This window comes from Halomonas heilongjiangensis, assembly GCF_002879645.1.
Classification (GTDB): Bacteria; Pseudomonadota; Gammaproteobacteria; order Pseudomonadales; family Halomonadaceae; genus Halomonas; species Halomonas heilongjiangensis.
On record NZ_PNRE01000078.1, the window covers coordinates 1 to 17437 of the forward strand.

Consider the following 17437-nt stretch of genomic DNA (forward strand, 5'->3'; position numbering starts at 1 on the left):
GCGACGCGCCGCTGGCGGCGATACTGGCGCGGATCGGCAGTTGAGTGCGGGCCAGCACGGGGATCGCCTCCGCCGGCACCGGCCGCGACAGGCCGAAGCCCTGCACATGGGTACAGCCGAAGCGCTCGAGCAGCGCCAGGCAGCCCAGCTCCTCGACCCCTTCGGCCACCACGCGGATGCCCAGCCGGCGGCCGAGCAGGGCCACCGCCTCGACGATGGCGGCGTCCTGGGACTCCTCGTGTAGATGGCGCACGAAACTGCGATCGACCTTCAGCTCGCTGATCGGCAGCAGCTGCAGGCGCGAGAGCGACGAGAAGCCCACGCCGAAGTCGTCCACCGAGACCTCCATGCCGCTGAGGTGCAGGCGGGCCGCGACCTCGCTGCCGAGCAGCTCGTCGTCCATGGCCGCGGTCTCGGTGATCTCGAGCACCACCAGCGGCGGCTCCCCAGGGGCGCGGTGCCGGGTCAACGCCACCAGGTCGGGGCTCATCAGGTCATCGGCGGTGACATTGACCGACAGCGACAGCGCGAGCCCCATGGTGCCCCACTGCTCGGCATCGGCCAGGGCCTGCTGCAGCACGTGATGCGTCAGGCGCTTGCTCTGGGCTGGCGTCAACAGCGGCAGGAAGCTCGCCGGCCCGATCAGCCCGATCTCGGGGTGGGCCCAGCGCACCAGGGCCTCGACCCCGCTGAGGCGGCCCGAGGCGAGTTCGAACTGGGGCTGGTAGTGAACGGCGAGTTCCCCGCGCACGAGGGCCTGCTCGAGCTCGTCGCCGGTGAAGACCGGGTCGCCCTCGACCTCCGCCGGCGCCTCGCGACCGACCCGCAGGCTGCCGAGACGCTGGCGCAGTTCGGTCAACCGCATGGGCTTGTCCAGCGACCCCAGCATCTGCAGCCCCAGGGTCTGGCCGACTCGCTCGGCGATGCGCACGATCTTGCGCTCCACCCCGCTGAGCAGCAGCACCCGCCCGCGGTAGTCGCGCTCGGCCAGCAGGTGCAGCATGGCGATGCCGTCCAGTTCCCCGAACTCCAGGCCCATGATCACCAGTTGCGGCTGACAGCGGGCGATCTCCTCCAGCAACGGGGTCGCCTGATGGTAGTAGCGGCTCTCCATGCCCAGTACGTGAAGCTGTAGTGACAGGACGGCGGCCACGTCGGGGTCCGCTTCCAGGACCACCGCCAGCGCCCGCGTCTCGCTCGACAGTTCGCTCATCGACAGGATTTCCGGTCAGGCAATAGTCCTGAGCGTAACACCGACACCGGGCGGCAACACCTCGCGGCAGTTGTCCGACATCAACGTTTTCGTCATGCGCCGCCGAGCGGCCCCGCCACCACCCTCAGCGCCAGGGCCAGCAGCAGCACCCCGGTGAGGCGATTGATCCAGTGCGCCCGGGCCTGCAGCCAGGGCAGCACCCGGGAGTGCGACAGGCTCACCGCCACCAGCACGTACCAGCCACCATCGATGAGCATCGCCGTGAGCACGATGACGGCCTTCGCCGCCACGCTCATCTCCGGGGTGACGAACTGGCTGAGCAGGGCGACGAAGAACAGGATCAGCTTGGGGTTGCCCAGCGCCACCAGCACGCCTTCCCGGGCCGCCTGGCGCTGGGTGGTGGCCATGGCGGACGCCTCGAGGGCGCCAGCACGCCCGGCGCGCAGCGCCTTGATGCCGAGCCAGGCCAGGTAGCCGGCCCCGACCCAGGTGATCGCCTGGAACAGCGGCGGCACACGCACGACCAGCGCCCCCAGGCCCCACACGGTCAGCAGCGCATAGAAACCGACGCCGAGGGCATGGGAGATCGCCGCCACCACGCCCGGGGCGCGTCCGCCCCCCAGGGTATGGCGCAGCACCAGCGCCAGGCTGGGCCCCGGCGACATGGCGCCCATGGCACAGATCGCCACCAGCGAAATCCAGAGGGAAAAGGGCATGTCGTCTCGCTTTCGGATGGTGTCAGCGGTGGAACTGCTGCTCGCGCTCCGGCTGCCACAGGATGGCATCGATACGCAGCCTGATCTCGCCACCGCCGGGCAGCGGCCAGTCGATGATATCACCGATGCGCAGGCCGATCAGGCCGGCTCCCACCGGTGCCATCACCGAGATGCCGTCCTCGGTGCCGGCCAGCGCATGGGGATAGACCAGGGTGCGGATCATCTGGCGGTTGCGGGTCAGGTCGGTGAACTGCACCCGACTGTTCATGCTGACGACATCCTCGGGAATGTCCTCGGGGTCCAGCACCTCTCCCCGCTCGAGCTCCTCCTCGAGCAACTCCGCCACGGCAAGATCCTTCTCGCCGGCCTCGTCGATGAGACGCTGGAGGCGCTCGGCGTCGAGCCGATTGATGATGATGGGGGGACGCGACGACATGGGGACTCCTCGAACCGATCAACGGTATCTTGACGCAATGCGGGCCAACCAACGAAAAACAGCCCTTCACCCGAAAGCGGGCAAAGGACTGTGGTCACCCGTACATTACGCCATTCCGACCCGGCGGGACAGCCCCTGGCCTGCACAGCCGTCGCAGGCACCGTTACACTGTCGGCATATTCCGCAATGGAGCCCGGCATGAACGTCCGTACCTTCGCCCTCGCCCTGCTGCTGCTGGGCCTCGTCCTGGTGGTCGTCGGCTGGCTGACCACCAACCCCGCGGCGTTCGTGGGACTCACGCTGATCGTGCTCGGGGTGATCCTGCTCTGGACCCGGAGGCCGAATGCCAAGTGAGATCCCCGACGAGCCGCACGAGTGCCCGACCAACCTGACCGGCCTGCTGGCCCGCATGCAACGGGCCGGGCAGCGGGAGCAGTCCGTCAGCCTGGACGCCTTGCTCGACAGCGTGGGCCGACGCTCCTTCGCCCCCTTCCTGCTGCTCGCCGGGCTGATCACCCTGGCCCCCGTCGTCGGTGACATCCCCGGCGTGCCCACGCTGATGGCCCTCCTGGTGGGTCTCTCGGCCACGCAGTTGCTGGTCGGACGCGACCACGTATGGCTGCCGCGCTGGCTGTTGCAGCGCCGTGTCGCCCGGGAGCGCTTCGTGCAGGCCACTCGCTGGATGGAGCGCCCGGCGAGCTGGGTCGACCGCCTGATCAAGCCACGACTCACCTGGTTGACCCGGCCGCCGGCCCACCTGCCGGCGGCCCTGACCTGCCTGCTGATCGCCCTGGCCATGCCGCCCATGGAAGTGGTGCCCTTCAGCGCCACCGGCGCCGGCCTGGCACTCACCCTGTTCGGCCTCGCCCTGCTCGCCAACGACGGCCTGCTGGCCCTGCTGGGTTACCTGCTGACGGCCGGCACCCTCGGCGTGGTGATCACCACGATCGCCTGACACCGAAACCGGCCGACAGCCTCCTGTCACCGCTGGCCGGATGGCGGGGGACGGCAGCGTTAGAAAACAGCGTTTACAAACACCGTTTTTCTACTACCCTGAAGATAGGGGGAACGCCAGGCGCAGGCTCGATTACTACTCTCGCTGGCACGGGCTGCAAGCGCCCCACCTGCAGATCTGGAAAGCATCCTGAGCCAGCACCCGACATGGATCGCTGGAGGAGGGACAGCCGTCATGACCATCACCATCATCACCCCGCTCACACCCTATTGGCAGCACGTTCATGCCGACTGGTGGCAGGACGCTCAGGGCAACGACATCCATCGTGTCGAGATCGATGGCGACGCCCTTTACCACTGCCACCTCGCCGGTTCACCGCTGCCGTGGAATGCGGTGGCCACAAGCCTGACCGAGGCCATGGCCGTCTGCAACAGGCGTGCCGGCGATCCAGAATCACGCCGCCGCTCCATGCCTAGGCATGTCGAGCAGGAAATGGCTCGAGAGGTATGAGTGACATCAAGACATCAACCGAGGAAGGGAAAGCTAAATGGTTGATGTTCTGGTACCGGCGGTCGGACTCGAACCGACAAGGGCTTGCACCCGGCGGATTTTGAATCCGCTGCGTCTACCAATTCCGCCACGCCGGCAGCGCGTGGCATTATACGTGGCGGTGCGAGCAGGTCAATCGGGACGCCTGACTTCGCGCGCTTGAGGCGGTATCCTAGGCGGCTTGTCCAGACGGTCCAGTCGCCGTCGCCTCGTCAACCTCCGTCACTCCCGAGCCCCCGATCCGCATGCAGCGTGCCGATTTCCATTACGAGCTTCCCGACGAGCTGATCGCCCGTTACCCCTCCGAGCGGCGCAGCGACTGCCGCCTGTTGTGCGTCGACGGCGCCGGCGGCGCGCGGGCCCACCGCCACTTCCCCGATCTGCTGGAGCTGCTCGCGCCCGGCGACCTGCTGGTGTTCAACGACACCCGGGTGATACCGGCGCGGTTGCACGGCCACAAGGCCAGCGGCGGCAAGGTGGAGATGCTGCTCGAGCGCCCGCTCGACGCCCACCGCGGCCTGGCGCACCTGCGCTCGAGCAAGTCGCCGAAGCCGGGCACCGAGCTGATCTTCGAGGGCGACATCCACGCCGTGGTCGAAGGCCGCCGCGACGCCCTGTTCGAGCTGCGCTTCCTGGGCGAAATCCCCCTGGTCCAGTTGCTGGAGAAGCACGGCCATATGCCGCTGCCACCCTACATCGACCGCAGCGACGAGCTCGCCGACCGGGAGCGCTACCAGACCGTCTACGCCCGCCGCGACGGCGCCGTGGCCGCCCCCACCGCCGGGTTGCACTTCGACGAGCCGCTGATCGCAGCCCTGGCCGCCAAGGGCGTGGAGAGCGCCTTCGTCACCCTGCACGTGGGCGCCGGCACCTTCCAGCCGGTACGCGCCGACGACATCCGCGAACACCGCATGCACAGCGAGTGGATCGAGGTGAGCGAGGCCGTCTGTGAACAGGTGCGTTCCGCCAAGGCGCGCGGCAACCGCATCATCGCGGTGGGCACCACCAGCGTGCGCTGCCTGGAGAGCGCCTGCCTGAAGAGCCAGGGCGGCGAGATCGCCCCCTACAGCGGCGAGACCGATATCTTCATCTACCCGGGCTACGAGTGGCGCTGCGTCGATGCCCTGGTCACCAATTTCCACTTGCCGGAGTCGACCCTGCTGATGCTGGTGGCGTCCTTCGCCGGTTTCGATCAGGTGATGGCCGCCTACCACGAGGCGGTAGCGAAGCGCTACGCCTTCTTCAGCTACGGCGACGCGATGTTCCTGACCCGCAAGAGTTCCTGACCCGCAAGACGCCCTGAATGCCTCAGCGCGCCTTGTCTCAATGCCGAGAGTCACATGCGTAACGAATGCTTCATGTCCTTCGAGCGGCTGGCCAGCGACGGCCGGGCCCGCCGCGGACGATTGACGTTCCCCAGGGGAACAGTGGAAACCCCGGCCTTCATGCCGGTGGGCACCTACGGCACCGTCAAGGGCATGACCCCGGCCTCGGTGGAGGAGATCGGCGCCGAGATCATCCTCGGCAACACCTTCCACCTGTGGCTGCGCCCCGGCATGGAGGTGATCGAGGCCCACGGCGACCTGCACGACTTCGCCCAGTGGGACAGGCCGATCCTCACCGACTCTGGCGGCTTCCAGGTCTTCTCGCTGGGCGCCATGCGCAAGATCACCGAGCAGGGCGTGCACTTCCGCTCGCCGGTGGACGGCGCCAAGGTGTTCATGGGCCCCGAGGAGTCCATGGCGGTCCAGCGCTCGCTGGGGTCCGACGTGGTGATGATCTTCGACGAGTGCACCCCCTACCCGGCCACCGAGCAGGACGCCGCCCTCTCCATGGAGCGCTCGCTGCGCTGGGCGACGCGTTCCCGCGAGGCCCACGGCGACTCGCCCTCGGCGCTGTTCGGCATCATCCAGGGCGGCATGTACCCGTCGCTGCGCGAGCGTTCGCTCGCGGGGCTGCTGGAGATCGGCTTCGACGGCCTGGCCATCGGCGGCCTCTCGGTGGGCGAGCCCAAGGAGGAGATGATCCGGGTACTCGACTACCTGCCCACCTGGATGCCCGACGACAAGCCGCGCTACCTGATGGGCGTCGGCAAGCCGGAGGACCTGGTGGAAGGGGTGCGTCGCGGCGTCGACATGTTCGACTGCGTGATGCCCACCCGCAACGCCCGCAATGGCCACCTGTTCACCGCCGAGGGGACGGTCAAGATCCGCAACGCCAAGCATCGCCACGACACCCGCCCGCTCGAGGAGGGCTGCGACTGCTACACCTGCCAGCACTTCTCCCGGGGCTACCTCCATCACCTCGATCGCTGCGGCGAGATGCTCGGCTCGATGCTCAATACCATCCACAACCTGCGCCATTATCAGCGCCTGATGGCCGGTTTGCGCGGTGCCATCGAAGCGGGTACATTGGCGAACTTCGTGGAAGGCTTCTATGCGCAGCGCGGGCTGCCGGTACCTCCCGCTCCGAATTGATCCACGGTCGGCCCCCGGGACCATGACACCCGGCGCCGACCGTGGACCCGTTTCAGACGACCCGCTTCCCACACACCGTTTCTGACAACCCAGGAGACACATCCAGATGCTGGACTTCTTCATTTCCCCGGCCATGGCCCAGGACGCCGGCGCCGCCGGTGGCGGCATCGCCCAGATCGTCATGCTGGTCGGTTTCGTGCTGATCTTCTACTTCCTGCTGTGGCGCCCCCAGGCCAAGCGCGCCAAGCAGCACAAGCAACTGATCGGCAGCCTCTCCAAGGGCGACGAGATCGTCATCGGCGGCGGCATGCTGGGGCGTATCACCAAGGTGAGCGACGACAGCGAGTTCATCCGCATCGAAGTCGCGGACGGCACCGAGGTCAACGTGCAGAAGAACGCCGTGGCCGCCGTGCTGCCCAAGGGCACCATCAAGTCCATCTGACCCGGGCCCTCCTCGGCCCGGTCGGGCGCTCCCTCCCCCGCGCCCGGCCGGGCCGCCCTTCGGCCACCGCAACGGAACTCGTCGGTGGCCATGACGTCATCACGTCAGCCTCCTATTGTCAGCAACCAAGGGCAGGGCTCGCATGCTCAACCGTTACCCCCTGTGGAAGTATCTGCTGATACTTGCCGTACTCATTGGCGGCCTGGTCTATTCGCTGCCCAACCTCTTCCCCGAAGACCCGGCGGTGCAGGTCAGCAGCGCGCGTGGCGATGGCCCCGTCGACGAGCGCCAGCTCGAGCGCATCCGCGAGTCCCTGGAAGAGGCCGGCATCGAGATCAAGGCCATCGAGGGCGAGGAAACCAGCCTCCTGATACGCCTCGATGACGCCGACGACCAGATCAATGCCCGCGACCGCATCACCGCCCTGCTCGGTGACGACTATGTGGTGGCCCTCAACCTGGCCGAGTCGACCCCCACCTGGCTGCAGTCACTCTCCGCCTCACCGATGACCCTGGGGCTGGACCTGCGCGGCGGCGTGCACTTCCTGCTGGAAGTCGACATGGACGCGGCCCTCGAGCAGCGCCTCGAGGTCAATGCCAGCGCCATGCGCGAGCTGCTGCGCGGCGAGCGCATCCGCTACCGCGACACCGAGATCGACGGCCGCACCCTCGCCGTCACCTTCACCGACGCCGAGGATCGCGACGCGGCGCGGCGGCTGATCAGCCGCGAGTTTCCCGACTTCGACTACGCCAGCGAAGGCGAGGACCGCGGCGCCCGCCTGGTCATGACCATGACCGACCAGGCGGTCAACGAGCTCCAGGACTACGCCATCAACCAGAACCTCACGACCCTGCGCAACCGGGTCGACGAGCTGGGGGTGGCCGAGCCCATGGTCCAGCGCCAGGGCCCGGACCGCATCGTGGTCGAGCTGCCCGGCGTGCAGGACACGGTGGCGGCCAAGCGGGTGGTGGGCGCCACCGCCAACCTGGAGTTCCGCCTCGAGGCTCGCCCGGATACCCCGGATGCCGAGACCGAGACCTTCAGCTTCCGCAACGACGCGTCACGCCGCGCCGACCTGATGCGCGATGTGATCATCACCGGCGACAGCGTCTCCAGCGCCAGCCGCAGCTTCGACGAGAACGGTCGCCCCCAGGTCAACATCAACCTCGACGGCACCGGTGGCACCCTGATGAACCGGGCCACCCGCACCAATATCGGCCGCAACATGGCGGTGCTGTTCATCGAGCACAAGACCCGCGACCAGGTGGTGCTCGAGGACGGCGAAGAGGTGACGGTGCGCGAGCCCTACACCGAGCGCGGCCTGATCAGCCTGGCCACCATCCAGAGCGCGCTGGGCAACAGCTTCCGCATCACCGGGCTCGACTCGCCCACCGAGGCGGCCGAGCTCGCCCTGCTGCTGCGCTCCGGCTCGCTGGCCGCCCCGATCTACTTCGTCCAGGAGCGCACCATCGGCCCGAGCCTGGGCGCCGAGAACATCAAGCGCGGCGTGATGTCGGTGCAGATCGGCCTGCTGCTGGTGGTGCTGTTCATGTTGATCCGTTACAAGGTGTTCGGGGTCTTCGCCAATATCGCCCTGGCGCTCAACCTGACCCTGCTGCTGGCCGCCATGTCGCTGCTCGGGGCCACCCTGACCCTGCCGGGCATCGCCGGCATCGTGCTGACGCTGGGCATGGCGGTGGACGCCAACGTGCTGATCTTCGAGCGCATACGCGAGGAGCTGCGCGGCGGGCTCTCGGTGCAGCAGGCGATCCATGCCGGCTACGAGCGCGCCTTCACGTCGATCATCGATGCCAATATCACCACCCTGCTGGTGGCGGTGATCCTGTTCTCGATCGGCACCGGGCCGGTCAAGGGCTTCGCCGTGACCCTGTCGCTGGGGATCATCACCTCGCTGTTCACCGCCCTGCTGGTGACCCGCGCGATGGTCAACCTCATCTACGGCGGCAAGCCGGTCAAGAAGCTCTGGATCTGATGCATTCACAACTGAGGTGGTCATGAAAACCCTCGTCAACCGACAGTTCGACTTCATGGGCAAGCGCCGCATCGCCTTCGCGCTCTCCGGCCTGATGATCCTGGCGTCGATCGTCTCGCTGCTGTTCCAGCAGCTCAACCTGGGGCTGGACTTCACCGGCGGCACCCTGGTGGAGGTCCGCTACGCCGTGGCGCCCTCGCTCGACGCGGTGCGCCAGACCCTCGAGGGCTCGGGCTTCCGCGACGTCTCGGTGCAGACCTTCGGCGCCTCCACCGAGGTGCTGATCCGCCTGCAGCAGGCCTTCGACCCCGAGGTGGGTGACCGGGTGGTGTCGCTGCTGCGCGAGGGCGGCGACCGGGTGGAGCTGGTGCGTGCCGAGTTCGTCGGCGCCCAGGTCGGCGAGCAGCTGCGCGACCGCAGTGGCCTGGGGCTGCTGGTGGCACTGGGCATCGTGATGCTCTACGTGGCCTTCCGCTTCCAGTACAAGTTCGCCATCGGCGCCCTGCTGGCACTGATGCATGACGTGATCATCGTGGTCGGCGTGTTCTCGCTGTTCCAGCTCGACTTCGATCTCACGGTGCTGGCGGCGCTGCTGGCGGTGATCGGCTACTCGCTCAACGACACCATCGTGGTCTACGACCGCATCCGCGAGACGATCCGCAAGTCGCGCATCGACGACATGCCGGCGATCTTCAACGAAGCGATCAACCTCACCCTGTCACGCACCCTGGCGACGTCGGGCACCACCCTGCTGGTGCTGATGGCGCTGCTGGTGCTGGGCGGCGACATGATCCACTACTTCTCGATCGCGCTGATCCTCGGCGTGGTGGTGGGGACCTTCTCCTCCATCTACGTCGCCGCGGCCCTGCTGATCGCGGTGAAGCTGCAGCGCGAGGACCTGATCCCGCCGCCGAAGGAGGCAAGCGAGGAAGAAGAGCAGCTGCCCTGAAAGCTGGAAGCTGTTGAACAGAATGCACTTTCAACAACATTAAAAAACCCCACCGCCATCTGGCGCGTGGGGTTTTCTCTTATAGCTTAAGGCTTACAGCTTACGACTCAGAAGTGCGGCTGGAGCTGCTGCACCAGGGCCTTGTAGAGGCGCGGCCCGGCGGCCATCAGCCGGCCCTCGACCTCCACCGCGGGCTTGCCGTCGGGGCTACCCATCAGTGCACCGGCCTCCTTGAGCAGCAGGGCGCCGACCTGCAGGTCCTGCTCCTCGAGGCCGAGCACGAAGGCGGCGTCGGCTCGCCCGGCGGCCAGCTCGGCCAGGTCGAGCAGGCCGCTGCCCGAGGCCCGCAACACCTCGACCTGCGGGCCGAGCTGCTGCACCAGGGTCAGGTAGGCCGGCAGATGGCGTGGGCGCAGCCAGGTCTCCGGCAGGCCCATGGCGATACGCGTCCCGGCCACGGCCGACGCCTTCGGCACGCGGATGCGCTTGCCGTTGAGCTGGGCACCGCGGCCACGGCTGGCCAGGTATTCATCGTCGCTGAAGGGACAGATCACCACCGCGTGCTCCGCACGGCCCTTGACCAGGCAGACCACCGACAGCGCGAAGCCGGGGGCGGCGACGGTGAGGTTGGAATAGCCGTGAAAGGGTTCGATCTTCCAGAGGGTATCGCTGCCTTCGCCCTCGCCGGCGCGGTAGGGCGTGAAGCGGCCGGTGACGCCGTGCTGCGGGTAGCCGCGGCTGAGCTGACGCACGATGAGCGTCTCGGCATTGCGGGCGGCGTCCTCCAGCAGGCGGTCGAGGTTGTGCTCTTCGTGGGCGTTCTCGATTCGCTCGCGAATGCGCAGGAACTGTTCGCCGGCGCTGCGCGCGGCGCGCAACGCGAATTGGACCATCGGATGCATGATCGGGCCTTGAGGAGTCGGTGGTGTTAAAGAACGGGGGCGGTTCGGGGGAACCTGTCGGCGCGCATCCTAGCAGACCCGGGACGATTGCGCCACGCACTCGAAGCTCGAAGACAGCATGTTAGACTTCTCCCCCCGATTGCCAGCCGTCCCAAGGTTCTCCACATGCTCGAGCGCATCCGCATCGTCCTGATCGGCACCAGCCATCCCGGTAACATCGGCGGCACCGCCCGCGCCATGCACAACATGGGGCTCGCGGACCTGGCCCTGGTGGCACCGCGCTGCGAACCGCTCACCGCCGACACCATCTCGCGGGCCTCGGGAGCCGACCATCTCGTCCACGGCGCCCGCACGGTCGAGACCCTGGAGCAGGCGGTCGCCGACTGCACCCTGGTGGTGGGCGCCAGCGCCCGCTCTCGCACCCTGCCCTGGCCGATGATCACCCCCCGCGAACTGGGCGAGCGGCTACCCAAGGAACTGGCCGGGCCCGAGTCACGGATCGCCCTGGTCTTCGGCCGCGAGGACAGCGGCCTCTCCAACGCCGAGCTGCAGCGCTGCCACGCCCATGTGCACATCCCCGCCAACCCCGACTTCAGCTCGCTGAACCTGGCCACCGCGGTGCAGGTGCTGGCCTACGAGTGCCGGCTGGCCTGGCTGGCGCAGCAGGAATCGCCCGCCCCCGACACCGAGCCGGCCCAGCCGCTGGCCAGCCACGAGGAGCTGGAACACTATTTCGCCCACCTGGAGCGTACCCTGATCGCCATCGGCTTCCATGACCCGGCGATGCCGCGCCAGCTGATGGCACGGCTGCGCCGCCTGACCCTGCGCAGTCGCCCCGAGCGCATGGAGCTCAATATCCTGCGCGGGATTCTCTCCGCCACCGAGAAGCAGGCGAACGGCGAGACGCCGGTCGACCACGGCGAACCGGACCCGCCGGCTTGAAGCCGCCGCCAGGCGCCCCCAATATGAAGGGACCCTCGGCGCTCGCCGTCCCGAGCGCCGCCCTGCCACCCAAGGACCGCTGCATGTTTCAACATCTGCGTGAGGACATCAACAGCGTATTCGCCCGCGACCCCGCGGCGCGCAACTTCCTGGAAGTGCTGACCAACTATCCCGGACTACACGCCCTGTTGATCCACCGGTTCAGTCACTGGCTGTGGCAGAAGAACCTCAAGTGGCTCGCCCGCAGCCTCTCGACCTTCTCCCGCTGGCTGACCGGCGTCGAGATTCATCCCGGGGCCTCCATCGGCCGGCGCTTCTTCATCGACCACGGCATGGGCGTGGTGATCGGCGAGACCGCCGAGGTCGGCGACGACGTCACCCTCTACCAGGGCGTGACCCTGGGCGGCACCAGCTGGAACAAGGGCAAGCGCCACCCCACCCTGGAGGACGGCGTGATCGTCGGCGCCGGTGCCAAGATACTCGGCCCCTTCACCGTCGGTGCCGGCGCCAAGATCGGCTCCAACGCCGTGGTCACCAAGGAGGTGCCGGCCGGCGCCACCGTGGTCGGCATCCCCGGCAAGGTCGTCCAGCGCGTCGACCCGGACACCGCGGCGACCCTCGAGGTCGACCCGGCGCGGCGCGAGGCGATGCACCGCAAGTTCGGTTTCGACGCCTACGGCATCAGTCAGGACATGCCCGACCCCGTGGCCCGTTCGATCCAGGCCATGCTCGACCACATGCACGCCGTGGACGAACGCATCGAGCGCATGTGCGGCACGCTGCGCAAGCTCGACGCCAGCTATCGCGAGGGCAAGCTGCCCGAGCTGCGCGACGAGGACTTCGCCGACATCCTCGCCGACGTGGACAGTTGCTGCCCCCCCGTCGACCAGGATGAGCCGAGCGGCGAGGACAAGCCCCGGGGCGACGACGCCGGTGATGCCCGACCCGAGAAGCGCCGGGAGAATGGTTGACCGCGGCACTCGGTCTTTACCATAATGCCTCTTCGCCCGTGACGTTTCTCCATGGGGAGACGCACCCGATCCATCGAACCCGACCCAGCGTCGGCGCCGAGGTGAAGATCCGCATGCGCCTGACCACCAAGGGACGCTATGCCGTCACCGCCATGCTCGACCTGGCGATGAACGCCGACGAGGGCCCGATCTGCCTCGCCGACATCTCGCGGCGGCAGGAGATCTCGCTCTCCTACCTCGAGCAGCTGTTCGCCCGCCTGCGCCGCGCCCGCCTGGTGGAGAGCGTGCGTGGCCCCGGCGGGGGCTACCTGCTGGCACAACCCGCCGCGGCCATCTCGGTAGCCAGGGTGATCGACGCGGTCGACGAGTCGGTGGACGCCACCCGCTGCGGCGGCCTCTCCGACTGCCAGCATGGCGATACCTGCCTGACCCACCACCTGTGGTGCGAGTTGTCGGAGCATATCCACGGCTTCCTCGACGGCATCACCCTGGGGCAGCTGGCCGAGCGCCAGGAGGTGCAGGGCATCGCCAACCGCCAGCGTCGCCGGCAGGACAACGACGGCATCCTCGTATCGTCGCCCTGAGGCGTCGGGCAGCCGTTTCCGAACATCCGTCACCACTGCGAGCCCATGACCACACCCGTCTACCTCGATTATGCTGCCACCACCCCGGTCGATCCGCGGGTCGCGGAGGTCATGAGCCGCCACCTGACCCTGGACGGCCTGTTCGCCAACCCCGCCTCGCGCAGCCACATGCTCGGCTGGCAGGCGGAGCAGGCCGTGGAGAGCGCTCGCCGCCAGGTCGCCGATACGATCGGTGCCGACCCCCGCGAGATCGTCTGGACCAGCGGCGCCACCGAGGCCGACAACCTGGCCCTGATCGGCTTCATGCGTGCCAATCGGGCACGGGGGCGCCACCTGGTGACCTCCTGCATCGAGCACAAGGCGGTGGTGGACACCGCCCACGCCCTGGAGGCCGAGGGCTTCGAGGTCACCTGGCTGACGCCCGGCCGTGACGGCCGGGTGACCCCCGACCAGCTGCGCGCGGCGATGCGCCCGGACACCGTGCTGGTCTCGCTGATGGCGGTGAACAACGAGCTCGGCTGCGTTCACGACCTGGCGGCGCTCGCCGAGGTCGTCCATGCCGGCGGCGCGGCCTTCCATGTCGACGCCGCCCAGGCCATCGGCCGCATCCCGCTGGATGTCGCACGACTGGGCATCGACCTGATGTCGCTGTCGGGTCACAAGGCCTATGGCCCCAAGGGCGTCGGGGCCCTCTACGTGAGGCGCAGCCCGGACATCCGCCTGGAGGCGCTGATCCATGGCGGCGGGCACGAACGCGGCATGCGTTCCGGCACCCTGGCCACCCACCAGGCCGTCGGCATGGGCGAGGCCTTCGCCCTGGCCGCCGCCGAAGGCGAGGCCGACCAGCAGCGCATCACGACACTGCGGGATCGGCTGCTCGACGGCCTGGCCGGCTTCGACGGCGTCCACTGCAACACCGATGTCGCCGTGTCGGTGCCCAACATCCTCAACCTGGCCTTCGAGGGGGTCGATGGCGAGTCGCTGCTGATGGCGCTGCGCGACATCGCCTTGTCCACCGGGTCGGCCTGCAACTCGGCGAGCGTCGAGCCATCCTATGTATTGAAGGGCATCGGCGTGCCGCGCTCCCTGGCACTGGCCTCGTTGCGGTTCAGTTTCGGTCGCTTCACCACCGAAGCCGACATCGACCGGACGCTGCTCGCCCTGACCCACGCCCTCGAGGGCCTTCGCCGCCAGGCGATCTGACCACTCACCCCGTGCAGGAGAATGACCATGGCGCACCTTACGATCACCACCGCCGCCGCCGACCAGATCCGCCGGGTCCTCGACGAGCGCGGCCACGGCCTGGGCCTGCGCGTCTCGGTCAAGCCGAGCGGCTGCTCCGGCTACAGCTACGTGCTCGATTTCGCCGACGAGGCCGCCAATGACGATGTGGCCTTCGAGGAGCACGGCGTGGCCGTGTTCGTCGCCCCCGACGCCCTGGAGATGCTCGACGGCAGCGAGGTCGACTACGTCTCGGAAGGGCTCAACCGCTACTTCCGCTTCAACAACCCCAACGTCAAGGACCAGTGCGGCTGCGGCGAGAGCTTCAGCGTCTGAGCCCCCGCCGACGCCAGCCGGAACCCGCACGCGCGGGGCGATTGTTCAACGCCTCCCCGGGGCGTTATAATCCCCGCCCAGTCGGCGAACTCGCCGAACCGCCGGACCGCCGGCCGCATCATCCGATTCGCCGCGCCGCCCCCGCTCCCGATTCAGGAGCCCCGGGGCGGCGCGGCGCTATCCATCGACCCCCATGTCAATCACCCCTACCGGAGACACGCCCATGCCCACCCAGCGCACCCTGTCCATCATCAAGCCCGACGCCGTCGCCAAGAACGCCATCGGCGAGATCATCGCGCGCTTCGAGAAAGCCGGCCTCAAGGTCGTCGCCGCCAAGATGCTGCAGCTCTCCGAAGAGAAGGCCGGCGGCTTCTATGCCGAGCACAAGGAGCGCCCCTTCTTCAAGGACCTGGTCGGTTTCATGACCTCCGGCCCGGTCGTCGTGCAGGTGCTGGAGGGTGAAGACGCCATCGCCAGGAATCGCGACCTGATGGGCGCCACCAACCCGAAGGACGCCGCGCCGGGCACCATCCGCGCCGACTTCGCCGAGACCATCGACGCCAACGCCGTGCACGGTTCCGACTCGCCGGAATCCGCCGAACGCGAAGTGGCCTACTTCTTCGGCGCCGACGAGATCTGCCCGCGCTGAGGAACGCCCTTCCCGCGGCCTCCCTGGCGGGAGTGACAGCCACTCCCGCCCTTCGGCCCGCCCTCCTTGCCCCAACGACCCGCTGACTGCCATGACCGCCACGATCGCTCCCCAACGCACTAACCTGCTCGGCCTCTCTCGCGAGGAGATGGAAGCCTTCTTCCTCTCCATCGGCGAGAAGAAGTTCCGTGCCGCCCAGGTGATGAAGTGGATCCACCACGAGGGCTGCGACGATTTCGCGGCCATGACCAATCTGTCCAAGGCACTGCGCGCGCGACTGGCCGACGTCGCCGAGATCCGCGGTCCCGGCGTGGTCTACGAGGGCTCCTCCAGCGACGGTACCCGCAAGTGGGTGCTCGAGGTCGAGGACGGCAGCTACGTGGAGACGGTGTTGATCCCGGCCGACAACGGCAAACGCCGCACCCTCTGTGTCTCCTCCCAGGTCGGCTGTTCGCTGGACTGCAGCTTCTGCTCCACCGGCAAGCAGGGCTTCCAGCGCAACCTCACCGCCGCCGAGATCATCGGTCAGGTATGGGTCGCCCAGCGCAGCGTCGGCCCGCGCAAGGACACCGCCAACCGTCCGGTCACCAACGTGGTGATGATGGGCATGGGCGAGCCGCTGATGAACTACGACAACGTCGTGCCGGCGATGAAGCTGATGCTCGACGACAACGGCTACGGCCTCTCCAAGCGTCGCGTCACTCTCTCCACCTCCGGGGTGGTGCCGATGCTCGACAGGCTCGGCGACGAGCTCGACGTGAGCCTGGCCATCTCGCTGCATGCGGCCACCGACGAGCTGCGCAGCGAGCTGGTGCCGCTCAACCGCAAGTACAACATCCGCGCCCTGCTGGATGCCTGTCAGCGCTACCTCGCCAAGTGCGCCGACACCCGGATGATCACCATCGAGTACACCCTGATCAAGGACGTCAACGACCAGCAGGAGCACGCCGAACAGCTCGCCGCCCTGCTCGAGGAGTTGCCGTGCAAGATCAACCTGATCCCGTTCAACCCCTTTCCCCATTCGGGCTATGAAAAACCATCGCGCAACCAGACGATGCGTTTCCAGCAGTGGCTCTATGAGCTGGGCTACACGGCCCCGATCCGCTCCACCCGCGGCGACGACATCGATGCCGCCTGCGGCCAGCTGGTGGGGCGCGTCAAGGATCGTACCCGGCGTCACGAACGCTATATCCGGTCGATCCAGATCGACGCCGACTGAGCCGGGGGTCACCTTGACTTCAACCGGGCTCGGCGCTTTGATGGACAGGCCTTTTTTCCCACTGGCGGCGCTTCGCCTGCGAATCGCCACCGGTGGTGTCGTGCCCACTATCGAGAGGACGCCATGACTCGCTGCCCACGCTCGCCCGGACTCACGCAGGCCCCTGCCGTCGCCGTCCTGCTGGGGACGCTGTGGCTGGCCGGCTGCGCCTCCCAGGCGGGCCCCTTCAACGGCGGCGAGGAGAACCCCGGCGACGCCTATACCCAACTCGGCATCGCCTACCTCGAGCGCGGCAACCTGCAGCGCGCCATGAGCTCGCTGGACCGGGCCCTGCAGATGGCGCCCGACGACGCCGAGGCCCTGCAGGCCATGGCCATGGTCTACCAGCGCCAGGGGGAGAGCGAGCTCGCCGACGAGACCTTCCGGCGTGCCCTCGACGCCGACACCGACTTCACCCGGGCACGCAACAACTATGCGGCCTTCCTGTATGATCGTGGGCGCATCCGCGAGGCCTGCGACCAGCTCGAGCAGGCCACCCGAGATACCCAGTATGCCAACCGGGCCCAGCTGTTCGCCAACCTGGGGCAGTGCCAGCGTGAACTCGGCGACCTCGACGCCGCCCGGGCCAGCCTGACCCGCGCCCAGGCGATCGACCCGCGCAGTGCCCGCAGCTACTTCACGCTGGCCGAACTCGAGCATGCCCAAGGCAATCATGCCCGCGCCCGGAACCAGCTCGAGGGCTTCATGCGCCTGGCCGGCACCAGCCCCGCGGCACTCCTGCTGGCCCGTGACATCGCCCGGGCCGAGGGCGACCAGGCGGCGGCTGCCTTCTACACCGAGCAACTGGATGCAGCCAATGGCGCTCCCTGACCACCGATTCTTG

At 68.0% G+C, this 17437-nt stretch carries 20 protein-coding genes and 1 tRNA gene; 16 read left to right on the forward strand and 5 right to left on the reverse strand.

The window, feature by feature from the left end; translation table 11 throughout:
* The 3 genes from C1H66_RS17290 to rnk form a co-directional block, all read right to left on the reverse strand.
* The coding region (locus C1H66_RS17290) for an EAL domain-containing response regulator (protein WP_102629127.1) at window positions 1-1213 on the reverse strand (1213 nt) is incomplete at its 3' end.
* 92 nt (window positions 1214-1305) lie between these two features.
* The gene (locus C1H66_RS17295; protein ID WP_102629128.1) at window positions 1306-1929 is read right to left on the reverse strand and encodes a LysE family translocator; all 624 of its coding nucleotides are present in this window, start codon (window positions 1927-1929) and stop codon (window positions 1306-1308) included.
* Window positions 1930-1951: 22 nt separating this feature from the next.
* Window positions 1952-2365 (reverse strand): nucleoside diphosphate kinase regulator, encoded by a 414-nt coding sequence (gene rnk, locus C1H66_RS17300; RefSeq protein WP_102629129.1) that lies wholly within the window; start codon window positions 2363-2365, stop codon window positions 1952-1954.
* 198 nt (window positions 2366-2563) lie between these two features.
* On the opposite strand from rnk, the gene C1H66_RS22975 reads away from it, so the two are divergent.
* From C1H66_RS22975 to C1H66_RS17310, 3 genes are all read left to right on the forward strand, one after another.
* On the forward strand, window positions 2564-2719 hold the full coding sequence (locus C1H66_RS22975; protein ID WP_170064179.1) for a hypothetical protein: 156 nt from the start codon (window positions 2564-2566) through the stop codon (window positions 2717-2719).
* Window positions 2709-3320 (forward strand): exopolysaccharide biosynthesis protein, encoded by a 612-nt coding sequence (locus tag C1H66_RS17305; protein ID WP_102629130.1) that lies wholly within the window; start codon window positions 2709-2711, stop codon window positions 3318-3320. The genes C1H66_RS22975 and C1H66_RS17305 overlap by 11 nt, the downstream gene beginning before the upstream one ends.
* A 234-nt stretch (window positions 3321-3554) precedes the next feature.
* Window positions 3555-3830, forward strand: coding sequence for a hypothetical protein (locus C1H66_RS17310; RefSeq protein WP_102629131.1), 276 nt, complete (start codon window positions 3555-3557; stop codon window positions 3828-3830).
* Window positions 3831-3880: 50 nt separating this feature from the next.
* Here the strand turns inward: C1H66_RS17310 and C1H66_RS17315 are convergent.
* Window positions 3881-3967, reverse strand: a tRNA-Leu gene (locus tag C1H66_RS17315).
* Between the two features lie 147 nt (window positions 3968-4114).
* On the opposite strand from C1H66_RS17315, the gene queA reads away from it, so the two are divergent.
* The 5 genes from queA to secF all read left to right on the forward strand — a co-directional run bounded on the left by queA (window position 4115) and on the right by secF (window position 9730).
* Complete coding sequence (gene queA / locus C1H66_RS17320; protein ID WP_102629132.1) at window positions 4115-5155, forward strand: tRNA preQ1(34) S-adenosylmethionine ribosyltransferase-isomerase QueA; 1041 nt, start codon at window positions 4115-4117, stop codon at window positions 5153-5155.
* A gap of 72 nt (window positions 5156-5227) precedes the next feature.
* Window positions 5228-6346: a tRNA guanosine(34) transglycosylase Tgt gene (gene tgt, locus C1H66_RS17325; protein WP_205738690.1), complete on the forward strand. Its 1119-nt coding sequence runs from the start codon at window positions 5228-5230 to the stop codon at window positions 6344-6346.
* 106 nt (window positions 6347-6452) lie between these two features.
* Window positions 6453-6788, forward strand: coding sequence for a preprotein translocase subunit YajC (gene yajC, locus C1H66_RS17330; RefSeq protein WP_102629134.1), 336 nt, complete (start codon window positions 6453-6455; stop codon window positions 6786-6788).
* A 142-nt stretch (window positions 6789-6930) separates the two neighbouring features.
* Window positions 6931-8781 carry a protein translocase subunit SecD gene (gene secD / locus C1H66_RS17335; RefSeq protein WP_102629135.1) on the forward strand — a complete coding sequence of 617 codons (1851 nt, stop codon included), beginning with the start codon at window positions 6931-6933 and terminating at the stop codon, window positions 8779-8781.
* A 22-nt stretch (window positions 8782-8803) separates the two neighbouring features.
* Window positions 8804-9730: a protein translocase subunit SecF gene (gene secF, locus C1H66_RS17340; protein WP_102629136.1), complete on the forward strand. Its 927-nt coding sequence runs from the start codon at window positions 8804-8806 to the stop codon at window positions 9728-9730.
* A gap of 107 nt (window positions 9731-9837) precedes the next feature.
* On the opposite strand, the gene C1H66_RS17345 is transcribed toward secF, so the two are convergent.
* Window positions 9838-10632: an inositol monophosphatase family protein gene (locus tag C1H66_RS17345; protein ID WP_102629137.1), complete on the reverse strand. Its 795-nt coding sequence runs from the start codon at window positions 10630-10632 to the stop codon at window positions 9838-9840.
* 165 nt (window positions 10633-10797) lie between these two features.
* Here C1H66_RS17345 and trmJ point away from each other — a divergent pair, with 165 nt between their 5' ends.
* The 8 genes from trmJ to pilW all read left to right on the forward strand — a co-directional run bounded on the left by trmJ (window position 10798) and on the right by pilW (window position 17424).
* On the forward strand, window positions 10798-11574 hold the full coding sequence (gene trmJ / locus C1H66_RS17350) for a tRNA (cytosine(32)/uridine(32)-2'-O)-methyltransferase TrmJ (RefSeq protein WP_102629138.1): 777 nt from the start codon (window positions 10798-10800) through the stop codon (window positions 11572-11574).
* 83 nt (window positions 11575-11657) lie between these two features.
* Window positions 11658-12545 (forward strand): serine O-acetyltransferase, encoded by an 888-nt coding sequence (gene cysE / locus C1H66_RS17355; RefSeq protein WP_102629139.1) that lies wholly within the window; start codon window positions 11658-11660, stop codon window positions 12543-12545.
* A gap of 113 nt (window positions 12546-12658) precedes the next feature.
* Window positions 12659-13129, forward strand: a complete 471-nt coding sequence (gene iscR, locus C1H66_RS17360) for a Fe-S cluster assembly transcriptional regulator IscR (RefSeq protein WP_102629140.1) — start codon at window positions 12659-12661, stop codon at window positions 13127-13129.
* Window positions 13130-13174: 45 nt separating this feature from the next.
* Window positions 13175-14332, forward strand: a complete 1158-nt coding sequence (locus C1H66_RS17365; RefSeq protein ID WP_102629141.1) for an aminotransferase class V-fold PLP-dependent enzyme — start codon at window positions 13175-13177, stop codon at window positions 14330-14332.
* Window positions 14333-14359: 27 nt separating this feature from the next.
* On the forward strand, window positions 14360-14686 hold the full coding sequence (locus C1H66_RS17370) for a HesB/IscA family protein (protein ID WP_102629142.1): 327 nt from the start codon (window positions 14360-14362) through the stop codon (window positions 14684-14686).
* A gap of 223 nt (window positions 14687-14909) precedes the next feature.
* Entirely contained in the window at window positions 14910-15335 is a 426-nt protein-coding gene (gene ndk, locus C1H66_RS17375; RefSeq protein WP_102629143.1) for a nucleoside-diphosphate kinase, read from the forward strand.
* Between the two features lie 91 nt (window positions 15336-15426).
* Window positions 15427-16554, forward strand: a complete 1128-nt coding sequence (gene rlmN, locus C1H66_RS17380) for a dual-specificity RNA methyltransferase RlmN (protein ID WP_102629144.1) — start codon at window positions 15427-15429, stop codon at window positions 16552-16554.
* Between the two features lie 123 nt (window positions 16555-16677).
* A complete protein-coding gene (gene pilW / locus C1H66_RS17385; protein ID WP_102629145.1) occupies window positions 16678-17424 on the forward strand; it encodes a type IV pilus biogenesis/stability protein PilW in 747 nt (248 codons plus the stop codon).
* The last annotated feature ends 13 nt before the right edge of the window (window positions 17425-17437 follow it).